We start from the raw sequence: 17,336 nt of genomic DNA on the forward strand, positions 1-17,336 counted from the left end.
AATATGGCAATTTCTGCAGCCAGCAAAAAGCACAAAGAACCCGTGAAGTACGGCTTCAACTGGCAGGGCCGCGATAAAAGTGGCAACACCAGTAAAGGGCATATCGAAGCCGAAAACATTGCTGCAGCAAAAACGCTGTTGCGTCGGCAAGGCATCAACCCGCACCGTATCGCCAAGGAAAGGCAATCGGCTTTCAGTAGCAAAAACAAGCCGATCAAAACAGCGGATATTGCATACTTTATTCGACAGCTCGCAACCATGACCAAAGCCGGTGTTCCTTTGCTGCAAGGCTTGGAAATCGTAGGTAACGGGGTGGAAAAGCTGAAGCTCAAGAACATGATCAAGGAGATCCGCTCTGAAGTTAACAGCGGTAATACCTTTGCTTCAGCCCTGGCACATCATCCTGAGCACTTTGACATGCTGGTGTGCTCATTGGTCAATGCAGGTGAGCAGTCCGGTTCCCTGGAAAACATGTTGGATCGTATTGCTACCTACAAAGAGAAGATGGAGTCTCTGAAGAAAAAGATCAAAAAGGCGATGACTTACCCCATAGCAGTACTCGTTGTGGGCGTGATTGTATCAGCTATTCTGCTGGTTAAAGTTGTCCCCCAGTTCGAGTCCATTTTTACAGGGTTTGGCGCCGATCTACCTGCTTTCACCCAGATGGTGGTGGGTATGTCCGAATTTGCTCAGGAGTATTGGTTCTTTGGCCTGATTGGGGCAGTTGCGGCAATTTTTGCATTCAAGAAAGCCATCCAACATTCAGAACGGTTTTCAAATTTCGTTGATCGTGCAGTATTGAGAATTCCTGTATTTGGCCCCATTTTGCACAAAGCGGCTATAGCCCGTTTCTCACGCACACTGGCAACGACTTTTGCTGCAGGTGTCCCTTTGGTTGAGGCTCTCGACTCCGCTGCCACTTCATCCGGCAATATTGTGTATGAAACAGCCATTCGGCAGATAAAAAACGGCGTCTCTACTGGCCAGTCTCTGCAGAATGCCGTGGTAATGACCGGTGTTTTCCCGGTGATGGCTTCACAGATGATTGCCATTGGTGAAGAATCCGGTGCACTGGACCATATGCTGGATAAGGTTGCCACTTTTTACGAAGAAGACGTAGACAATGCTGTCGATAACCTTTCCAGCCTGCTGGAGCCCATGATCATGGTTATTTTGGGTGTGCTTGTGGGTGGACTGGTTATCGCCATGTACCTGCCAATCTTCCAGCTGGGTCAGGTTGTCGGTTAATGCTTGCACTTCTTCAATCCTCACCGCTTGCAGCGGTGGGGACTGCTTTCCTGTTTTCGATGCTCGTTGGCAGCTTTTTAAATGTTGTCATTCTACGCGTGCCAATTATGATGCAGCGCGAATGGGATGCCTGTATTCAAGCCGAGAGAGGAGAACAGCCTGATAACAGTCAGGAGCCATTTAACCTGATGACCCCTGCATCCAGATGCGGAGAATGCGGTCATCAGATTCGCTGGTATGAAAATATCCCCGTTATCAGCTGGCTCTTTCTACGTGGTCGCTGCAGTAGCTGTGGTACAGGTATTTCTTTCCGTTACCCCTTTGTGGAGCTGCTGACGGGTGTCAGTTCTGCCTGGCTGGTCTGGCATTTTGGCTTCACGCTGGAAGCAGGCCTGTTGGTAATGCTGACTTGGGCACTGATTACGCTAACCTTCATTGACCTGGACCATCAGCTGCTGCCGGACTCGATCACCCTCCCGCTAGTGTGGATGGGCCTTCTGATCAACACTCAGGGCATTTTCACATCCCTTGAAAGTGCGGTGATTGGTGCTGCAGCCGGTTATTTGGTGCTGTGGAGCGTATATTGGCTGTTCAAGCTGCTCACCGGCAAGGAAGGAATGGGCTATGGCGACTTCAAACTGCTGGCTGCTATTGGTGCCTGGGGGGGCTTTCAGATACTCCCGCTGGTGATTCTGCTCTCATCCGTGGTAGGGGTTGTGCTGGCCTTTGCACTCATTGCTTTTCGTCGTCATCAGGCGCAGAATCCTCTTCCGTTTGGCCCCTATCTTGCCATTGCCGGTTGGATTGCAATGGTGTGGGGTGACTCGATTATTTCCGCGTATCTGGGGAGTTTTTGATGCTGGTAGCAGGTCTCACTGGTGGTATTGGTTGCGGTAAAAGCACCGCATCAGAGTGTTTCATTGCGCTGGGTGTGCCAGTGATCGATGCCGATCAGGTCGCCCGCCAGGTGGTTGAGCCCGGTAGTGAAGCCCTCGGCAAGATTGCTGCTCACTTTGGTGACCAACTGATTCAGGCTAATGGTACATTGGACCGCCCCGCCCTGCGCCGCATCGTGTTCGATAACGAACGCGAACGTAACTGGCTCGAAACCCTGCTGCATCCGCTGATTCGCGACCGTATCCTGGATACGCTTGAGCAACTTGACCAGGATGGACATTCCTATGCCATTCTGGCATCCCCCCTGTTGTTAGAAACCGATCAGCACTTGCTTATCAGCCGCGTGATTGTAGTGGATGTGCCCGAGTCAACGCAGGTTGAACGCACCATGCAACGCGATGGCATGGAAGAAGCGCAGGTTCGGCAGATTCTGGCGGCTCAAATGGACCGGGACGAACGCCTCAAACACGCTGATTTCGTGTTGGATAACAATGGTTCTCCCGAGCAGCTCAAGCAGGCCGTTGCCGAACTGCACCCCAAACTGAAGCAACTGGCTGATGAAGAGGATGCTGCCGATGACTAAGCCACGCATGGTAAATTGCCCTCAGTGCAATAACCCTTCTCCCTATTCTGAGGCAAACAAATGGCGCCCTTTTTGCTCGGAGCGCTGCCGTTTGATTGATTTGGGTGAGTGGGCCAGCGAAGGTTATCAGATTGCAGCAGAGCCGAGTCTGGATGATTTCAGTTCAGGCATGATGGCTGAAGAGCAGGGGTTTACGCCTACTCGGCATTGATAGGCCTTTGTTCCTGCCCTTGATTCGCTCACAGAGTGAGCTCCCACACTAGGCTTATGCAGTAAGAAGCTACAGTTGCTCGCTTCGCGCACGGAGTGCGCTCCCACAACAGTGCCACACCCCGCAACTATGAAGTAGTACTCTGCCATAAGCGTTTGAATATACATTGCGGAAGTGCGCTGCCGGAGTGCTTTGTGGGGGTGCCCTGTGGGATTGCTTTGTGGGAGTGCGCTCCGCGCACGAGTGATCAATCTGACAGAACCAGCCCTTTCCCAACCAAAGCCACTTTACCCCCGATTATAATCATCCAAAGCAGCCTTTCTTGCCGCCTTGTAATCAATAATTGGCGCGGGCCGCCCATACCTTTGCCCTGCTCCCGGCTTATGACGCTCTTTCGGCTCCAGCTGACGCAGTTCAGGCAACCATTCGGCGATAAATTCCCCGTTCGGGTCGAACTTTTCACTCTGCAGTTGCGGATTGAAGATACGGAAGTAAGGGGCTGCATCGGCTCCAACTGAGGCACTCCAGGCCCAACCGCCAAGGTTGGAAGCAAAGTCGCCATCAATGAGTTTGGACATGAAATAGGCTTCCCCTTCACGCCAGTCAATGCGCAGCAGTTTGGTGAGGAAGCTGGCTACAATCATACGCAGTCGGTTGTGCATCCAGCCGGTTTCATTCAGCTGCTTCATGGCTGCATCGACGATAGGAAAGCCGGTTTCGCCTGTTTTCCAGGCCTCCAGGTGATGCTGGTTATCCAGCCAGCTGATGCGCTCTGCCACTTCCGGCCGGAAAGGCTCGTAACGGCTTTGCCCCGGAAAGCTGACCAGCAGGTGGCGGTAGAACTCACGCCAAACAAGTTCATTCAACCAGGTGCTGCTCTGCCAGGATTCATCCTGATATGTCGCTTTCAGTGCTGCCAGGCACTGGCGTGCTGACAGGGAACCGATGGTGAGCGCAGGCGAAAGGCCAGATGTACCGTGCCGTGAGGGGAAGTCTCTCAGGCGCTGGTAGTCTGGCTCCTGTTCATGGATAAACCTGTTCAGGTGCTCCAGAAGGCTGGTGTCATCGACTGGGTAGGTGAAGTGCTTGTTGGCTGATCCTAGTTGCAGGCTCAGGGATTTTTCGCGCGCGGAGCGCGCTCCCACAAACTCTCCCACAACTTCTTCTTGCGGGAGGCCAGTCTCTGGCCGAACAGCTTTATCTGCAAACGGAGATGGCAAAGGCTCATGATCCATCTGCAACAGGCGCTTCATCCATGCCTTGCTGAAGGGGGTAAATACCTTGAACGGCGTACCGCCACCGGTTAAGACTTGGCCGGGCGATACGACCAGGTCACCGTGATACCCCAGAGCCTCGATACCCACGGCATTCAGTGCCTGACAGACTGCACGATCACGTTTTTGCTCGTTGAGTGGGTACTCATAGTTAAAGCGCAGCGCACTGACACTCAGCTCTCGTGCAAGCTCCAATAGCGCATTCGGGCAGTCAGAAAAGCGATCAAGATCCAGTCGCTTAAGTTCGACGCCATCCTGGTTAAGCTGGGTTTCCAGCCAGTCCAGGCGTGCATGCCAGTGTGCGATACGTGCTTCGGATTCGTTATGCTCAGCCCACTGGCCCGGTGTCATACACACTACAGCGGTAACAGGTTCTCCAGTGGCACAGGCGTGATAAAGCGCCGGATTATCAATCAGGCGCAGGTCGTTGCGAAACCAGACCAGTTGCATTCAGATGTAGTTCCTCAGGCCCAATTCATACGGGTGCGGGTTCAGGTAGGTCTGTGAGCGGATGTAGTCAGACCCATGTCGTTTCACGTAGTGCTTGAGCAGTGTCAGGGGTACAACGAGGTGTACCTGCTCCAGACGATACTGTTCGATAGCGTCGATCATTTCCTGCTTGATATCGCTATCGATCTCTTTTTTCAGGTAGCCGAGCATGTGCAGCAGCACATTGGTGTGGGTTTTACGGGTCGCCTTGTGCGCCATATGGTGCATGAAGCGCTCAATGTAGTGCTGTTTGACTTCATCGAGTGGCTTGTCATGAGCATCAGCCAGATAACGCCCCAGCTCACGGTAGCCCTCATAATGGTGTGCCATCAGCAGGTATTTCTGTCGGCTATGGAACTGCAAAATATCGTGGTAGCTGGCATCCTGCTCGACCGATGTTTTCCAGTCATCGTAGGCAAACACCCTGGCGATGAAGTTTTCGCGCAGGACAGCATCGTTCATGCGCGCTTCTTCTTCCAGCGGCAGCACCGGGTTAGCTTCTCGCAAGGCGCGTACAAACACACCCTGATCTGCATGGTGCGGAATGCCATTAGGATGGTAAACCTTGACCCGCTCCATACCGCAGCTGGGTGATCCTTTCATCAGGATGAACCCGCGAAGATGTTCATGCTTGCGTGCGAAGTCAGTGCCCACTCGCAGCAGATCGTCTGTCACATCAAGCTCAGGCGTTTTGGTTCCCCGGGCTTCCGGATGTTCACCTTCAAGGCCAACCAGCCGAATCGGATCGCGTGGAATGCCCAGGCCAATCGCCACTTCAGGGCAGAAGGTCTCGAAACTGAAGCAGTCATCCAACACGCCCAGGCAGTAGCGGGAGCGTTTGTGACCACCGTTGTAACGCACCTGTTGACCAGTCAGGCAGGCACTGATGCCAACCGGGATTTTCTGTGCGGGCAAGGTCGATTCCATACGATATCCTTACAAACCGATAAACGGCTGAACCAGACGACCAAAGAGGCCGGTGAATTTGAGCGGCGCATCGGTAGCGATGAGGCAGATACAGTCTTCGTCTGTATCGACCAGAGGCTGATGTTCCATCTCGCCATCCAGATCGGCTACATCACCACGGCAAAAGCGCCCGACTTCATCATTATAGGAGCCACTCAGAATAAGGGTGAGTTCATTGCCTGTATGGGTATGGTGAGGAACAGAGACCCCGGGCGAGATGCGCAACAACCGGGTTGCTCCCGGCCCATCAAGATCAAGGTCTACCTGACGCACACCGTAACCGATACGTTTCCAGGGCAACTCATCGATATCACAACCGACCAGCTCCGCCAGCGGTGCCGGCAACTGACCTGCTGACGCAGATGGTCTGGATACGGGCTTTGCCAGCTCCTGTTCAGGCTCATCGAGGCGTGCCAGCAAATCATTCAATGCACCCTCACCAAGCGATACCGGCTCAATATCGTCGAGCAGGACACCACCTACGGCATTGGTTGCATCTACACGTTCACGACAATGCTCGCACCAGTGCAAATGGCAGGCAACCAGCAGTGCCATGCCCTGTGGCAGGCTGCCGGCTGAGTAGGCCATCAGGGTTGCGTCGTCAAAGTGATGGCTTATATTCACGCGTCTTCTCCCCAGTGAGCTTTAAGCTTACTGAATGCCAATCTGAGTCTTGATTTAACACTGCCAAGCGGAATGCCAAGTTGTTCGGCAATCTCGGAATGGCTTTTGCCTTCGTAGTAGGACAGATGCAGAACCTGTGCCTGGCCTTCTGGAAGGGTCGCAATCGCCTCCTGCATACGGTCTTCTATCACCGAATGCTCACCCATATCGCGATGATCCGGATCGGGTTCCTCTTCCGGCAGCTCATAGAACTGCACCTTGTCACGGCGCATACGGTCAATGCTCTGGTTACGCGCCAGGGTGAAAATCCAGGTACTGGCGCTCGCCTTACTGCGGTTGAACAGGTGTGCCTTACGCCACACCAGTAGCATGGCCTCCTGCATCACCTCTTCAGCGGTGGCATCTACCATGCCCAGCCTCAACAGGTACGCTTTTACGCGAGGTGCGAAATAACCAAACAGCCTGGCGAACTCGGTTTTATCCCGTGTCTCAGCAAGACGGGTCAGACAGGCGCTCCATTCGTCACGCACCTGTTTTCTCCTCTCTTCTGATGTCATGCTTTGCGGGGTGATAGCGGCAGCATTCACATCGCCTCCTCCGGCATCGTCTTTCTGCATCTACCCTCCATACGCATCATTGTTGGCCACTGGATCATTCAGATTACATTTATCCTGACCGTATTGGATACACTCTGTCGATGATCTGTATTCGCCTTTCCCTGCGTAAGGCTCGCAAAAGGACATGACGAGCGACCCAGCATGAATGTACACGCCCTCAAACCACTGAAGATTGCCGTGATCGGCTCAGGCATTGCCGGATTGTCGGCGGCCTGGCTGCTCAACAAACAGCACAATGTCACCCTGTTTGAAAAAGATGATCGCCCTGGAGGTCATGCCAATACGGTAGACGTACCCGGCACCGACGGCCCCATCGCAGTTGATACCGGCTTTATAGTCTATAACCCGGTGAACTATCCTAACCTGGTCAAATTCTTTGACGAGCTGGGTATCAGCAGTCATGACACTGATATGTCCTTCGGCGTCTCAATTAATCAGGGTCAGCTGGAATACAGCGGTTGTGGCCTGCAGGGGCTGTTTGCCCAGAAGCGCAACCTGCTCCGTCCAGGTTACTGGAAAATGCTGGCTGACCTGTTGCGCTTTTATCGCGAAGCGCCTGATATGATGCAGGACCCGGCCACGCAGTCCATGACTCTGGGGCAGTTACTGGAAAAGGGTGGCTACGGCAAAGCCTTCATTCATCAGCACCTGATTCCCATGGGTGCCGCTATCTGGTCAACGCCTGCCGACCAGATGCTTGATTACCCGGCGCTGACCTTCCTGCGCTTTTGCCAGAACCATGGCCTGGTTCAACTCAAGGATCGTCCTCAGTGGCGCACCGTGACCGGTGGTAGCCGTGAATACGTTCAGACGATCTGTAAGGAGTTGGGAGCAGGTGTACGCCTGAACAGCCGTATTCACAAGATTCACCGGGTAAACGGCAAGCCGGTGGTTGAATTCCTGCATGGCGCCAGCGAAACCTTCGACCATGTGGTACTGGCATGCCATGCCGACCAGGCGCTGGAGTTGTTGAGCAGCCCCACCGCTGAAGAACAGCGACTGCTTAGCTGTTTCCCTTATCAGCGCAACCGTGCCCTGCTTCACACGGATGAGCGCCTGATGCCGGCACGCCGTGCAGCCTGGGCCAGCTGGAATTACCTGACGGACAGCCGTCAGGCCTCGGGCTCACCTGAAGATATTTCCGTCACCTACTGGATGAACCGCTTACAGGACCTGCCGGAACAGCATCCGCTGTTCGTGACATTGAACCCGACCACGGAGCCCCGTGAAGGCAAGATTCTGCGCAGCTTCCTGTATGACCACCCGGTATTCAATCTGGATTCCATTGCCGCACAGGAACAGCTCTGGTCACTGCAGGGCCGCCAGAACACCTGGTTCTGCGGCGCCTATTTCGGCTATGGCTTCCACGAAGACGGCCTGCAATCCGGACTGGCCGTTGCCGAGCAACTTGGCGGTAAGCTGCGCCCCTGGACGCTGGAGAACCCCAACAATCGCATCCATGTCAGCATGCCCGGCAAGCCGCGCGACCTCTGGATACCGGAGGCCGTGGCATGATCAGCTCATGTCTCTATGCCGGCCAGGTAATGCACCACCGCTTTAAGCCGGCGCGACACCGCTTTATTTACCAGGTGTTTTCCATGCTGCTCGATCTGGAGGAGCTGGACACCCTCAATAAGCGGCTCAAGCTGTTCTCTTTGAACCGCTTCAATCTGTTTTCCTTCCATGAACGTGATCACGGTGATGGCAGCTCGCGCCCGCTGGTGAATCAGGTTCGAGACGCACTGCGTAGCCAGGGGATGAATCTGGGGCAGGGTAAAGTAAAACTGCTGTGTTACCCACGCCTGCTGGGGTATGTGTTTAACCCCCTGAGTGTCTTTTATTGCTATGACGAACAGGGTCAGCTCGGTGCTATCCTTTATGAGGTCAGTAATACCTTCAACCAGAAGCACCGTTACCTCATCCCGGTTAACCAGCCTGATGACAGCATCATTCGTCAAAGCTGCCCCAAGGCCTTCTATGTTTCACCTTTCATCGGCATGGAAGCGCGTTACCACTTCCGCATGCAGCAGCCCGGTAAACAGGTTGCTGTCTGCATCCGCGAAACCGATAAAGAAGGCGCACTCCTGCACGCCAGCTTCACCGGCAAGCAGCGCCCACTGAGCGACAGCAGCCTGCTGGAAACCTTTGCCCGTTATCCATTGATGACACTGAAAGTGATTGCCGGCATCCACTGGGAAGCATTGCACATCTGGCGCAAGAAGATCCCCCTGCAGCCACGCCCTGCACCACCTGCCAGCAGTATCACCTTGGTCACCAACCAGAGGGAAGAGTCCCATGAAACCATCTGAGTACCGCAGTCTGAATCAGGCCGACCTGTTACCCAACGCTGGCTGGCTCAACCGCTGGTGTCTGGACACCCTGCTCAAGCACCTGCCCAAACTGAATTACGGCCAGTTGAATCTGCAGTTGCCATCAGGTCAGCAGTTACAGTTTGGCCAACAACGTGAGGGAGAGCCTCGCGTCGAGATTCGCATCAATCGTTATCGCGCCCTGCGGCGTGTATTGCGCGGTGGGGCCATCGGCTGGTCTGAAAGTTACATGGATGGTGACTGGGACTGCCCTGACCTGGTATCTCTGATGCGCTGGGGCCTTGGCAATGAAGAGCAACTCAGCAACTTGAGTAAGGGTCACTGGTGGCTGCGTGCACTCAACCGGCTGCGTCACCTGCGCCGCGCCAACACCCGACAGGGCTCCAGGCGCAATATTGCCTATCACTACGACCTGGGCAATGACTTCTACTCGCTCTGGCTCGACTCCAGTATGACCTATTCGGCTGCCCTCTACCCGGACGACTCTCCACGCCAGGGCGTTCAGGCCTTACACCGGGCTCAGCTCAACAAATATCGACGCATCTGCGAAATGCTGCAGCTACAACCCGGCCAACAGGTTCTGGAGATCGGCTGTGGCTGGGGCGGCTTTGCACTGGTTGCCGCCAGTGAATTCGGTGCCCATGTACACGGTGTCACCCTGTCGACTGAGCAGCTGCAGTTCGCCCGCGAACGCATACATCGCGCCGGGCTGAACGAGCAGTGCCGTTTCACACTCACCGATTACCGAGACCTGAGCGAAGAGTACGATCACATCGTCTCCATCGAGATGTTTGAAGCGGTCGGTGAAGAGCATTGGCCGGTCTACTTCGAGCAAGTGAAACACTGCCTGAAGCCCGGCGGCAAGGCTGTGCTCCAGGTGATCAGTATCGAGGAGGCACGCTTCGAGAGCTACCGCAACAGTGCCGACTTTATCCAGACCTACATCTTTCCGGGCGGTATGCTGCCAAGCCCCGAACGCCTGCGTGAGCAAGTAAGCAACGCCGGCCTTGAGCTGGAGCATGAACAGACCTTTGGTCTCGATTACGCCGATACCCTGCGCGAGTGGCGACACAGCTTTATCGAACAGTGGCCCCGCATTCAGGCACAGGGCTTTGATGAGCGCTTCCGACGCATGTGGCTTTACTATCTGGCCTATTGCGAAGGCGGTTTCCGTCAGGGCAGTATCGATGTAGGTCTGTACCAGCTGACCCGATGAGCGCCCTGACACGGCAACAACTACTCAGCTATGCCCTGCCGGCGCTGCCGCTGGCGATTCCTACCGTAGGTCTCTATATACTGCTCCCCACCTGGTATGTGGAGCAGTGGGGCCTATCACTTGGGCTGGTGGCAGTGCTGTTGATGCTGGCCCGCCTGAGTGACCTGGTCAGTGACCCGTTTATTGGTCATTGGCTGGATAGAGGGTCTCCATGCCGATACCGCCGCTTTATTCTGTTGGGCGGCATCCTGTGCATCCCCGGCCTCTGGCTACTGGTATTGCCGTTGCAGGGCCTGGCAGCAATCAGTCTGCTACTGGGCTCTGTTGTCCTCTATTTGGGCTGGACACTGGTTCAGGTGCCTTATCTGAGCTGGCTGGCCGCACTCAGTGGCGACTCTCACCAGCGCGCAAGAGCCGCCAGCTGGCGAGAAGGGCTCACCCTGGCCGGCCTGCTGATATCAGCTGTGATGCCTGCGCTTGGACTGATGACTGGCCTTGAGACCGGCAACGTATTGCTGGTCATGGCCCTGCTAACGCTGGTCCTTGGAGGCCTGGCACTGGCCTGGTTACTGCGCTCAACACCCTTGCCCGCGGTTGATGACGCTCAGCCTGTGGCCATTCGTCTTTCCAGCCTGATGCGCAACCGCCCTGCACGGATATTACTGGGCAGCTGGTTCTTCAACGGCATCGGCAACGGCATCCCGGCCGTGCTGTTTCCACTTTTCATCACCACCACACTGGCTGGCACCGAGTCGGATAGAGGCCTCTTGATTCTGATCTACTTTGGCGCGGCAGTACTGTCTTTGCCGGCCTGGCTGGCATTAAGCCGCCACTTCGACAAAGTGGATCTATGGCGTACGGCCATGACCCTTTCCATTCTGGCCTTTCTGCCTGCCACCCTGCTCGGTGCTGGCGACCTGCTGCTGTTTATCCCGATCTGTATTTTGACCGGGCTGATGCTGGGCGCAGATCTGGCGCTGCCACATGCCATGCAGGCCGAGGTCTGTGACTGGGACCGCTTCCGCTTCCGGCGCCAGCAACGCGGGCTCCTGTTTGCCTGCTGGAATGCGGCCAACAAACTGGCGCTGGCACTGGCCGCTCTGCTGGGCTTTGGCTTGCTGCAACTGACGCAATGGCTGCTGACAGACGATCAGTCGGCGCAGTCTCTGGCGCTGATCTACGCAGGCCTCCCGTGCGTATTCAAGGCCATAGCGGTAGTGCGCCTGCGTAACTACCCCTTGCGTCAGGCTCGCTCTGCCATGCTGCACAGGCGCCTGCAACAGATTGACGGAGTTCCCCATGTGGATTAAACGCCTGCTTTTTACCCTAACTCTCTTTTCACTGATGACAGGGTGCTCACCCATGAACAATACCCCCACCACCCAGCTTGGTCCCTCACTGAAAATTGAGGAGTATTTCGATGGCAAGGTGTACGCCTGGGGTATTTTCGAAGACCGCTTCGGTACCCTGAGACGCCAATTTCGTGTCGAGATAGATGGAAACTGGGACGGTCAAAAGCTGGTACTGGATGAGAAGTTTCTGTACGCCGATGGCGAGGAAAATCGCCGCGTCTGGACCATTACCCCCGACGGCAATGGCCGCTACATCGGTGAAGCCGGTGATATTATCGGTCAGGCCGAGGGTGTCAGCTCAGGCAACAGCTTGAACTGGCGTTACCAGATGGAGCTCAAGGTGGGGGATGGCAGCTGGAAAGTCAGCTTCAACGACTGGATGTACCTGCAGCCCGGCGACGTGATGGTCAACCGAGCCAAGGTCAGCAAATGGGGCTTCACACTGGGGACTGTCACCCTGTTCTTCATTGGTGAAGAGCCGTTCAAACAACCGCCCTTCACCCTCTGAGAGGCTGCTTAAACAACACAACCGGCTTACAGACTGCTGGTCACCTCAGCCAGCAGACGATCAAGGCCTCTCACTACATCCATACTGGCACTTTCCATGTGGCCCAGATGTTTCAACATCTGGGCATAGTCGCCCGATTGCCCTGCCGCCAGCGCCGCTTTACCGGCATCATGCACCTGGCGGTGTGGTGCTTCAAGCGCCCTGAAGCTGCTCAAGTGACTGTATTTTTCAGCACCATAGCCCTGGTAGTACCAGCTACCCAAACGACATTCGGTGTGGCCGTTTGCGCCCTGGGCAAAATCATTCTGTTCAATCAGGCTATAGACGCGGTTCTTCCACACGGCGTGGTCAAGCTTCACCGTATCCAGAAAGGATGACGTCGTCGCCATGTTGATTACACGCTGCATGTGGTTGGAACGCTCAATGACATCCCCCACTACGGAGTCGATCTGCGTGGACGACGCCGACACCTCCACCGCACTTTCATGGTTGGCATTCACAATGCCCTTGATCGCGCCGGTCTGCTCCAGCACCTTGGTGATGAGAGCTTCAATTTCATCACTGGCTTCGTGGGCCTTGCTGGCCAGGTTGCGAACTTCATCGGCCACAACAGCAAAACCACGTCCGGCTTCACCTGCACGTGCCGCTTCAATCGCCGCATTTAATGCCAGCAGGTTGGTCTGGTCCGAGATCTCCTTGATACCCACCACCAGATGACTGATCGATGCCGCCGTCTGATCCAGAACCTCCGTGGCCTCCATACTGGACTGGGCATGGTGGTTGATCTGTTCGGCGCGATGACTCAAACGGGATACGGCTGCACGTGTATCATCAAACACCGAATCCAGTTGTGATAACGACTTGCGCTCGTCTATCAGCTGTTCGGCATTGCCGGCCAGACCTTCACGAATCGAGTTGAGCATATCATTGCCACTGAGCTGATAGGCCAGTACCCGCGCCTCATTGTCACCCTTGTACTGTAACGACTGCAGCTGGGCATCTTTTTCTGCCACCAGCTCTTTCAAGCCTGAAATCTGCTGCTGATAGTCTTCGTGTACGGCGGCCAGTTGCTGGCGCAGCTGTTCCACTTCCTGATTGGCTTGCTTGCTGAAAAACATCCTGAATTCCACTTCCGGCCGCGGTGAAGATATTCACCGAGATAAACACCTGTTTGGTACAGAATACTATGCCGCCTGAAAGACTGTCACCAAGTGGTAGCAGAAATTGACCAAAAGTGTGACTTCGATCTGGGCGAGTCAGGACTGACTGGAAATACGGTTACGAATACGCCGGAGCAAGCGCCCGATAAAAGGCAGCTGCAGGTAAATGGGGGCACTGTCCCAATAGTCCAGATGCTCCTTCACATGCCCTTCATTATCGAAAGCAATACGGGAACAACCTTCTACCTGTAAAAGGCCAATAACGGGCAGGTCTGTGCTGAAGTACCAGCCCAGCCACCCCGTACCGCTGTGCTCATGCCAGACAATATCCTTTACTTCAAAGCGCGGGCGCCCGGCACGGGCAAACATGTCCTGAAGCAGGTGCCTCAAGGCATCGGGGCCATGAATATCATTGAAGGGATCACGAAAGTGCACCTGCTCACTGACCAAGGTGCAGAGCTGATCAACTGTCTCTGGCGTCAGCTCGGCAAAGGTATGGGCATAGGTTTCAAGCAAGGCCTGACTCAAAAGCCTGTCCCCCGTTTCACCAAACGGAAATACAGCCTGTCTGGCAGATGCGCCAGCAAGGACATGAAAGCGGCAAACAACCGTGGAAAACGGATCTCAAAGCGACTGGACTTGAGCCCTTTGATCAGTGCATGGGCGGCCTCGTCCGGCTCTATTAACTGAGGCATTGCAAAAGGGTTCCTGTCGGTCAGCGGCGTTTTGACAAAGCCGGGGTTGATCACTTGTAAGCGGACGCCCGACCCGGCCAGTTCTACCTGCAGGGCTTCACAAGCGTTAATCAGCGCGGCCTTGCTGCCACCGTAGGCCGCTGCTGTTGGCAGGCCGCGATAGCCTGCCAGCGAGGCGGTACAGGCAATCTGGCCTGAACCTCGCTCACGCATGCGCGGCAATATCGTTTCCAGGCCCGCCATCACGGCAAAATAATTAATCTCCATCAGAGCACGGCAGTTGTCCAGATTCAATTCATCCAATGACATGGGAATATGGTTACCGGCATTGAGAATCACCAGATCGGGCAGTGTCCACTCTTGCTGTATCTCGTCAAGTGCACGCTGATAAGCTCCAGGCTCTGTCACATCCATGGCCAGCGGCCAGATGCGTCCATCATGGCCCCGTGCACGCGCCTGCTCGGCAACCTCATCAAGCAGCTTTTGCCGGCGCCCGCTGATGACAACGTCACATCCAAAGGATGACAACAGCAACGCCGTTGAACGGCCAATGCCGGTACCCGCACCGGTTATCCAGGCCAGGCGCCAGGGTAAGGTTTCGCGGCTCATAAGTCCTCTCCAGCATGCGCGTACAACTCAGGCTCCATCCAGATACGCACCCGGCTGCCATCACGGGCACTGAACTCCATGCCCAGCCAGCGCCCTCGCTGATCATACCAGCTCAGTGTATCGCCCAGCTCACCTCCCAAACGGTAGCGGCTGGCCTGCACGCGGTGTGAACCAATTGTGACTGATTCATCGGCTTCCAGGGTCACATCCAGATTGCTCACCGAACCGGTCAGCGTATTGATTAACGCATCTTGTTGCACCACTTTCGGATGCCAGTGATTGGAAGTCAGGAGCTGATCACCCAAATATTCGTCGCCCTGTTCCGCGTTGTCGCGGTAGAGGCCATCTTCCTTGCGTGAAAACCGATACTCTGTTTGCTCACCATCATCATCGATCTGCACCTGCATACGCTCAAGTCGCTTGTTACCTTGCCAGTACTCCCGGGCCCGGTAGTTAAACTCGTACTCGAACAAGGCCAGATATCTGAAGCCCAGCTGCATTTCAACATCGACCTGCAGGCCTTCCTGCTGCCAGGGCGCAAAACGTATCTGGTAGGTGCCAATCGGCTTGCCCTTGCGCTCAACAGTGTACACAGCCTCCTGACCGTAGAGGCTGAGCGGCTCTATGGCATTTACCGGCAGCGCCAGGACCGACAACATCACGGCCAAAAACAGATTACGCATAAAAAAACCCTCCAGATCCACTACGCAACCAAGGGCGCACTGGTTCAGGAGGGTTTCAGTTACCCTAACTTTTGATCAGGTTTTGAAACGTGACACCAGATTGCTCAGATGGCGCTCCAGCTCAGTCATGTTGCTGGCAGTACCGGAGAGCTCTTCAGCATTGCGGGTGGCCTTGTCGGCAATATCAGCGATCTGCTGCACGCTCTTGCTGATCTCGTCTGCCACCGCGGTCTGCTCCTCGGCTGCACTGGCGATCTGCGTGTTCATCTCGGTTATGGTGCTCACCGAGTGGGTGATCTGCTGCAGAGAGCCGCGCGCGTCGTCGGCACGGTCGATGGTTTCGCTGCTCTGTGTCTGAGACGTTTCCATCTCCCGCACGGCCTGTTGTGCACCTGACTGCAGCCCTTCAATCATGCGCTGAATTTCATCCGTGCTTTGCTGGGTACGCGTTGCCAGCGTGCGCACCTCATCCGCCACAACAGAGAAACCGCGCCCCTGCTCACCGGCACGAGCCGCCTCGATCGCCGCATTCAGCGCCAGCAGGTTGGTTTGCTCGGCAATATCACGAATCACATTTGCCACAGAACCAATCTGATTCACATCGGCATCCAGTGATCCGATCACACCGGCAGAACGGTTCACGTTTTCAGCCAGACGGTTGATGGAATCGATGGTCTGCTCCACGACCCCCTGGCCGTTGAGCGACTCATTGTCCGCCTCCCGTGCCGCTTCTGCCGCCTGGGCTGCGCTACCGGCCACCTGCTGTACGGCTGCCGCCATTTCATGCACGGCGGCTGCCGCCTGGGAGGTTTCCTCTTTCTGTACGTGGGCATCCTGGTGCGTCAGCATGACGACCGAGCGCATGGACTCGGTGGACTGCCCCAGGGACTCGATTCCCTGCTTCACTTCCTGCACCAGTTGCTGGATTTTCTCCACAAACTCGTTGAAGCCGCTGGCCACATCGCCCACTTCATCTCGGGTTTCAACCGGCAGGCGGTGGGTCAGATTACCCTCACCCTGGGAAATATCCTTCAGCGCAGCGGCGGTTTGCTGCAGCGGGCGTACCATGCGCTGCGCCAGCCAGGAACTCAAGGCCGCCACACCCCCTAACAGCACCAGAGCCGACAGGCCTATCAGACTCAGGGTGGCGTTGATGGCTTCGCCGATTTCGACTTCGGCCTCGGCCACTGCTGCTTCAATATCATCAATGTAGAAGCCGGTACCGATGATCCAGTTCCAGCTACCCGGCATGGTGGCGGTATAGCTCAATTTGGGTGATGCCTCGCGGGCACCCGGCTTGGCCCAGGCATATTCCACATAGCCGCTGCCATCACGGGCCGCTTTGATCATTTCACGGATAAACGCAAAACCATTGGCATCTTTAACATCCAGCGTGGTTTTGCCGATTTGCGCAGCGCTGGCGCCATGCACAATGGTGACGCCTTCAGCGTTGTAACCAAAGAAATAGCCATCAGAGCCATATTCCATGGCATTCAACAGCGTCACGGCCTGGGCCTGGCGTGCAGCCAGATCGCCGGAGCCCTGCTGCAAAGGTTTCACCGCACTCATTGCCTGCTGCACGTAGTTTCTCAACTCATCGCGCTTGGCCTGCATCATATCGGTACGAATGCGATCGATCTCGACATCGCCCATCGCCTGCATTTCGCTGCGCACGACCAGCATGATGGTTGCCACCACCAACACCAAAGGAACCAACGACAGCAACAGCAGCTTGGTTCTGAGTTTAAATCCGAACATGGGAGCCTTTTACCTTGAAACTGTTTTTTGACTTGGATCAACACATTGTATCTAAAAAGCAACATGCTTAACACGCTAACGATTAATAGATTAAGTAATACAAGCCGCTCTTAGTA

18 protein-coding genes are annotated in these 17,336 nt (G+C 55.3%); 9 read left to right on the plus strand and 9 right to left on the minus strand.

Features of this window, described 5'->3' with window-relative positions; translation table 11 throughout:
• Positions 1–3: 3 nt before the first annotated feature.
• From BW956_RS11005 to BW956_RS11020, 4 genes are read left to right on the plus strand one after another with little or no spacing between them, the layout of a single operon-like run.
• Positions 4–1,248, plus strand: a complete 1,245-nt coding sequence (locus BW956_RS11005) for a type II secretion system F family protein (RefSeq protein WP_010323301.1) — start codon at positions 4–6, stop codon at positions 1,246–1,248.
• Positions 1,248–2,105 carry a prepilin peptidase gene (locus tag BW956_RS11010; RefSeq protein ID WP_076462791.1) on the plus strand — a complete coding sequence of 286 codons (858 nt, stop codon included), beginning with the start codon at positions 1,248–1,250 and terminating at the stop codon, positions 2,103–2,105. The genes BW956_RS11005 and BW956_RS11010 overlap by 1 nt, the downstream gene beginning before the upstream one ends.
• Positions 2,105–2,728 carry a dephospho-CoA kinase gene (gene coaE / locus BW956_RS11015; protein WP_076462792.1) on the plus strand — a complete coding sequence of 208 codons (624 nt, stop codon included), beginning with the start codon at positions 2,105–2,107 and terminating at the stop codon, positions 2,726–2,728. Before BW956_RS11010 ends, coaE begins: the two co-directional genes overlap by 1 nt.
• A 7-nt stretch (positions 2,729–2,735) precedes the next feature.
• A complete protein-coding gene (locus BW956_RS11020) occupies positions 2,736–2,939 on the plus strand; it encodes a DNA gyrase inhibitor YacG (RefSeq protein WP_076462918.1) in 204 nt (67 codons plus the stop codon).
• A gap of 287 nt (positions 2,940–3,226) precedes the next feature.
• On the opposite strand, the gene BW956_RS11025 is transcribed toward BW956_RS11020, so the two are convergent.
• Genes BW956_RS11025 through BW956_RS11040 form a run of 4 tightly spaced genes read right to left on the minus strand, consistent with a single transcriptional unit; the run spans position 3,227 to position 6,909 of the window.
• Positions 3,227–4,663 carry a cryptochrome/photolyase family protein gene (locus BW956_RS11025; protein ID WP_076462793.1) on the minus strand — a complete coding sequence of 479 codons (1,437 nt, stop codon included), beginning with the start codon at positions 4,661–4,663 and terminating at the stop codon, positions 3,227–3,229.
• Positions 4,664–5,629: a YbgA family protein gene (locus BW956_RS11030; protein WP_010323295.1), complete on the minus strand. Its 966-nt coding sequence runs from the start codon at positions 5,627–5,629 to the stop codon at positions 4,664–4,666.
• Positions 5,630–5,638: 9 nt separating this feature from the next.
• Positions 5,639–6,292: a ChrR family anti-sigma-E factor gene (locus BW956_RS11035; RefSeq protein WP_076462794.1), complete on the minus strand. Its 654-nt coding sequence runs from the start codon at positions 6,290–6,292 to the stop codon at positions 5,639–5,641.
• Positions 6,289–6,909 carry a sigma-70 family RNA polymerase sigma factor gene (locus BW956_RS11040; RefSeq protein WP_010323293.1) on the minus strand — a complete coding sequence of 207 codons (621 nt, stop codon included), beginning with the start codon at positions 6,907–6,909 and terminating at the stop codon, positions 6,289–6,291. The genes BW956_RS11035 and BW956_RS11040 overlap by 4 nt, the downstream gene beginning before the upstream one ends.
• 141 nt (positions 6,910–7,050) lie before the next feature.
• Between BW956_RS11040 and BW956_RS11045 the strand changes: the two genes are divergently transcribed.
• From BW956_RS11045 to BW956_RS11065, 5 genes are read left to right on the plus strand one after another with little or no spacing between them, the layout of a single operon-like run.
• Entirely contained in the window at positions 7,051–8,424 is a 1,374-nt protein-coding gene (locus BW956_RS11045; RefSeq protein WP_076462795.1) for an NAD(P)/FAD-dependent oxidoreductase, read from the plus strand.
• Positions 8,421–9,218, plus strand: a complete 798-nt coding sequence (locus tag BW956_RS11050; RefSeq protein WP_076462796.1) for a DUF1365 domain-containing protein — start codon at positions 8,421–8,423, stop codon at positions 9,216–9,218. The genes BW956_RS11045 and BW956_RS11050 overlap by 4 nt, the downstream gene beginning before the upstream one ends.
• Positions 9,205–10,455 (plus strand): SAM-dependent methyltransferase, encoded by a 1,251-nt coding sequence (locus BW956_RS11055; protein ID WP_076462797.1) that lies wholly within the window; start codon positions 9,205–9,207, stop codon positions 10,453–10,455. Before BW956_RS11050 ends, BW956_RS11055 begins: the two co-directional genes overlap by 14 nt.
• Positions 10,452–11,765 (plus strand): MFS transporter, encoded by a 1,314-nt coding sequence (locus BW956_RS11060; protein ID WP_076462798.1) that lies wholly within the window; start codon positions 10,452–10,454, stop codon positions 11,763–11,765. The genes BW956_RS11055 and BW956_RS11060 overlap by 4 nt, the downstream gene beginning before the upstream one ends.
• Before the next feature lie 34 nt (positions 11,766–11,799).
• The gene (locus BW956_RS11065; protein ID WP_076462919.1) at positions 11,800–12,315 is read left to right on the plus strand and encodes a DUF3833 domain-containing protein; all 516 of its coding nucleotides are present in this window, start codon (positions 11,800–11,802) and stop codon (positions 12,313–12,315) included.
• Between the two features lie 26 nt (positions 12,316–12,341).
• On the opposite strand, the gene BW956_RS22765 is transcribed toward BW956_RS11065, so the two are convergent.
• The 5 genes from BW956_RS22765 to BW956_RS11090 form a co-directional block, all read right to left on the minus strand.
• Positions 12,342–13,433 carry a methyl-accepting chemotaxis protein gene (locus BW956_RS22765; protein ID WP_076462799.1) on the minus strand — a complete coding sequence of 364 codons (1,092 nt, stop codon included), beginning with the start codon at positions 13,431–13,433 and terminating at the stop codon, positions 12,342–12,344.
• A gap of 138 nt (positions 13,434–13,571) precedes the next feature.
• The gene (locus BW956_RS11075; protein ID WP_076462800.1) at positions 13,572–14,003 is read right to left on the minus strand and encodes a nuclear transport factor 2 family protein; all 432 of its coding nucleotides are present in this window, start codon (positions 14,001–14,003) and stop codon (positions 13,572–13,574) included.
• Entirely contained in the window at positions 14,000–14,779 is a 780-nt protein-coding gene (locus tag BW956_RS11080) for an SDR family NAD(P)-dependent oxidoreductase (protein WP_076462801.1), read from the minus strand. Before BW956_RS11080 ends, BW956_RS11075 begins: the two co-directional genes overlap by 4 nt.
• Positions 14,776–15,462, minus strand: a complete 687-nt coding sequence (locus BW956_RS11085) for a DUF6134 family protein (protein WP_076462802.1) — start codon at positions 15,460–15,462, stop codon at positions 14,776–14,778. Before BW956_RS11085 ends, BW956_RS11080 begins: the two co-directional genes overlap by 4 nt.
• 75 nt (positions 15,463–15,537) lie before the next feature.
• Positions 15,538–17,220 (minus strand): methyl-accepting chemotaxis protein, encoded by a 1,683-nt coding sequence (locus tag BW956_RS11090; protein WP_076462803.1) that lies wholly within the window; start codon positions 17,218–17,220, stop codon positions 15,538–15,540.
• Positions 17,221–17,336 lie beyond the last annotated feature (116 nt).

This window comes from Marinobacterium stanieri (assembly GCF_900155945.1).
Lineage (GTDB): Bacteria > Pseudomonadota > Gammaproteobacteria > Pseudomonadales > Balneatricaceae > Marinobacterium > Marinobacterium stanieri.

Excerpts from the sequence above, each read along its gene's own strand:
- BW956_RS11005 (WP_010323301.1), top strand. The coding sequence starts at position 4 with ATGGCAATTTCTGCAGCCAGCAAAAAGCACAAAGAACCCGTGAAGTAC.
- BW956_RS11010 (WP_076462791.1), top strand. The coding sequence starts at position 1,248 with ATGCTTGCACTTCTTCAATCCTCACCGCTTGCAGCGGTGGGGACTGCT.
- coaE (WP_076462792.1), top strand. The coding sequence starts at position 2,105 with ATGCTGGTAGCAGGTCTCACTGGTGGTATTGGTTGCGGTAAAAGCACC.
- BW956_RS11020 (WP_076462918.1), top strand. The coding sequence starts at position 2,736 with ATGGTAAATTGCCCTCAGTGCAATAACCCTTCTCCCTATTCTGAGGCA.
- BW956_RS11025 (WP_076462793.1), bottom strand. The coding sequence starts at position 4,663 with ATGCAACTGGTCTGGTTTCGCAACGACCTGCGCCTGATTGATAATCCG.
- BW956_RS11030 (WP_010323295.1), bottom strand. The coding sequence starts at position 5,629 with ATGGAATCGACCTTGCCCGCACAGAAAATCCCGGTTGGCATCAGTGCC.
- BW956_RS11040 (WP_010323293.1), bottom strand. The coding sequence starts at position 6,909 with ATGCAGAAAGACGATGCCGGAGGAGGCGATGTGAATGCTGCCGCTATC.
- BW956_RS11045 (WP_076462795.1), top strand. The coding sequence starts at position 7,051 with ATGAATGTACACGCCCTCAAACCACTGAAGATTGCCGTGATCGGCTCA.
- BW956_RS11050 (WP_076462796.1), top strand. The coding sequence starts at position 8,421 with ATGATCAGCTCATGTCTCTATGCCGGCCAGGTAATGCACCACCGCTTT.
- BW956_RS11055 (WP_076462797.1), top strand. The coding sequence starts at position 9,205 with ATGAAACCATCTGAGTACCGCAGTCTGAATCAGGCCGACCTGTTACCC.
- BW956_RS11060 (WP_076462798.1), top strand. The coding sequence starts at position 10,452 with ATGAGCGCCCTGACACGGCAACAACTACTCAGCTATGCCCTGCCGGCG.
- BW956_RS11065 (WP_076462919.1), top strand. The coding sequence starts at position 11,800 with ATGACAGGGTGCTCACCCATGAACAATACCCCCACCACCCAGCTTGGT.
- BW956_RS22765 (WP_076462799.1), bottom strand. The coding sequence starts at position 13,433 with ATGTTTTTCAGCAAGCAAGCCAATCAGGAAGTGGAACAGCTGCGCCAG.
- BW956_RS11080 (WP_076462801.1), bottom strand. The coding sequence starts at position 14,779 with ATGAGCCGCGAAACCTTACCCTGGCGCCTGGCCTGGATAACCGGTGCG.
- BW956_RS11085 (WP_076462802.1), bottom strand. The coding sequence starts at position 15,462 with ATGCGTAATCTGTTTTTGGCCGTGATGTTGTCGGTCCTGGCGCTGCCG.
- BW956_RS11090 (WP_076462803.1), bottom strand. The coding sequence starts at position 17,220 with ATGTTCGGATTTAAACTCAGAACCAAGCTGCTGTTGCTGTCGTTGGTT.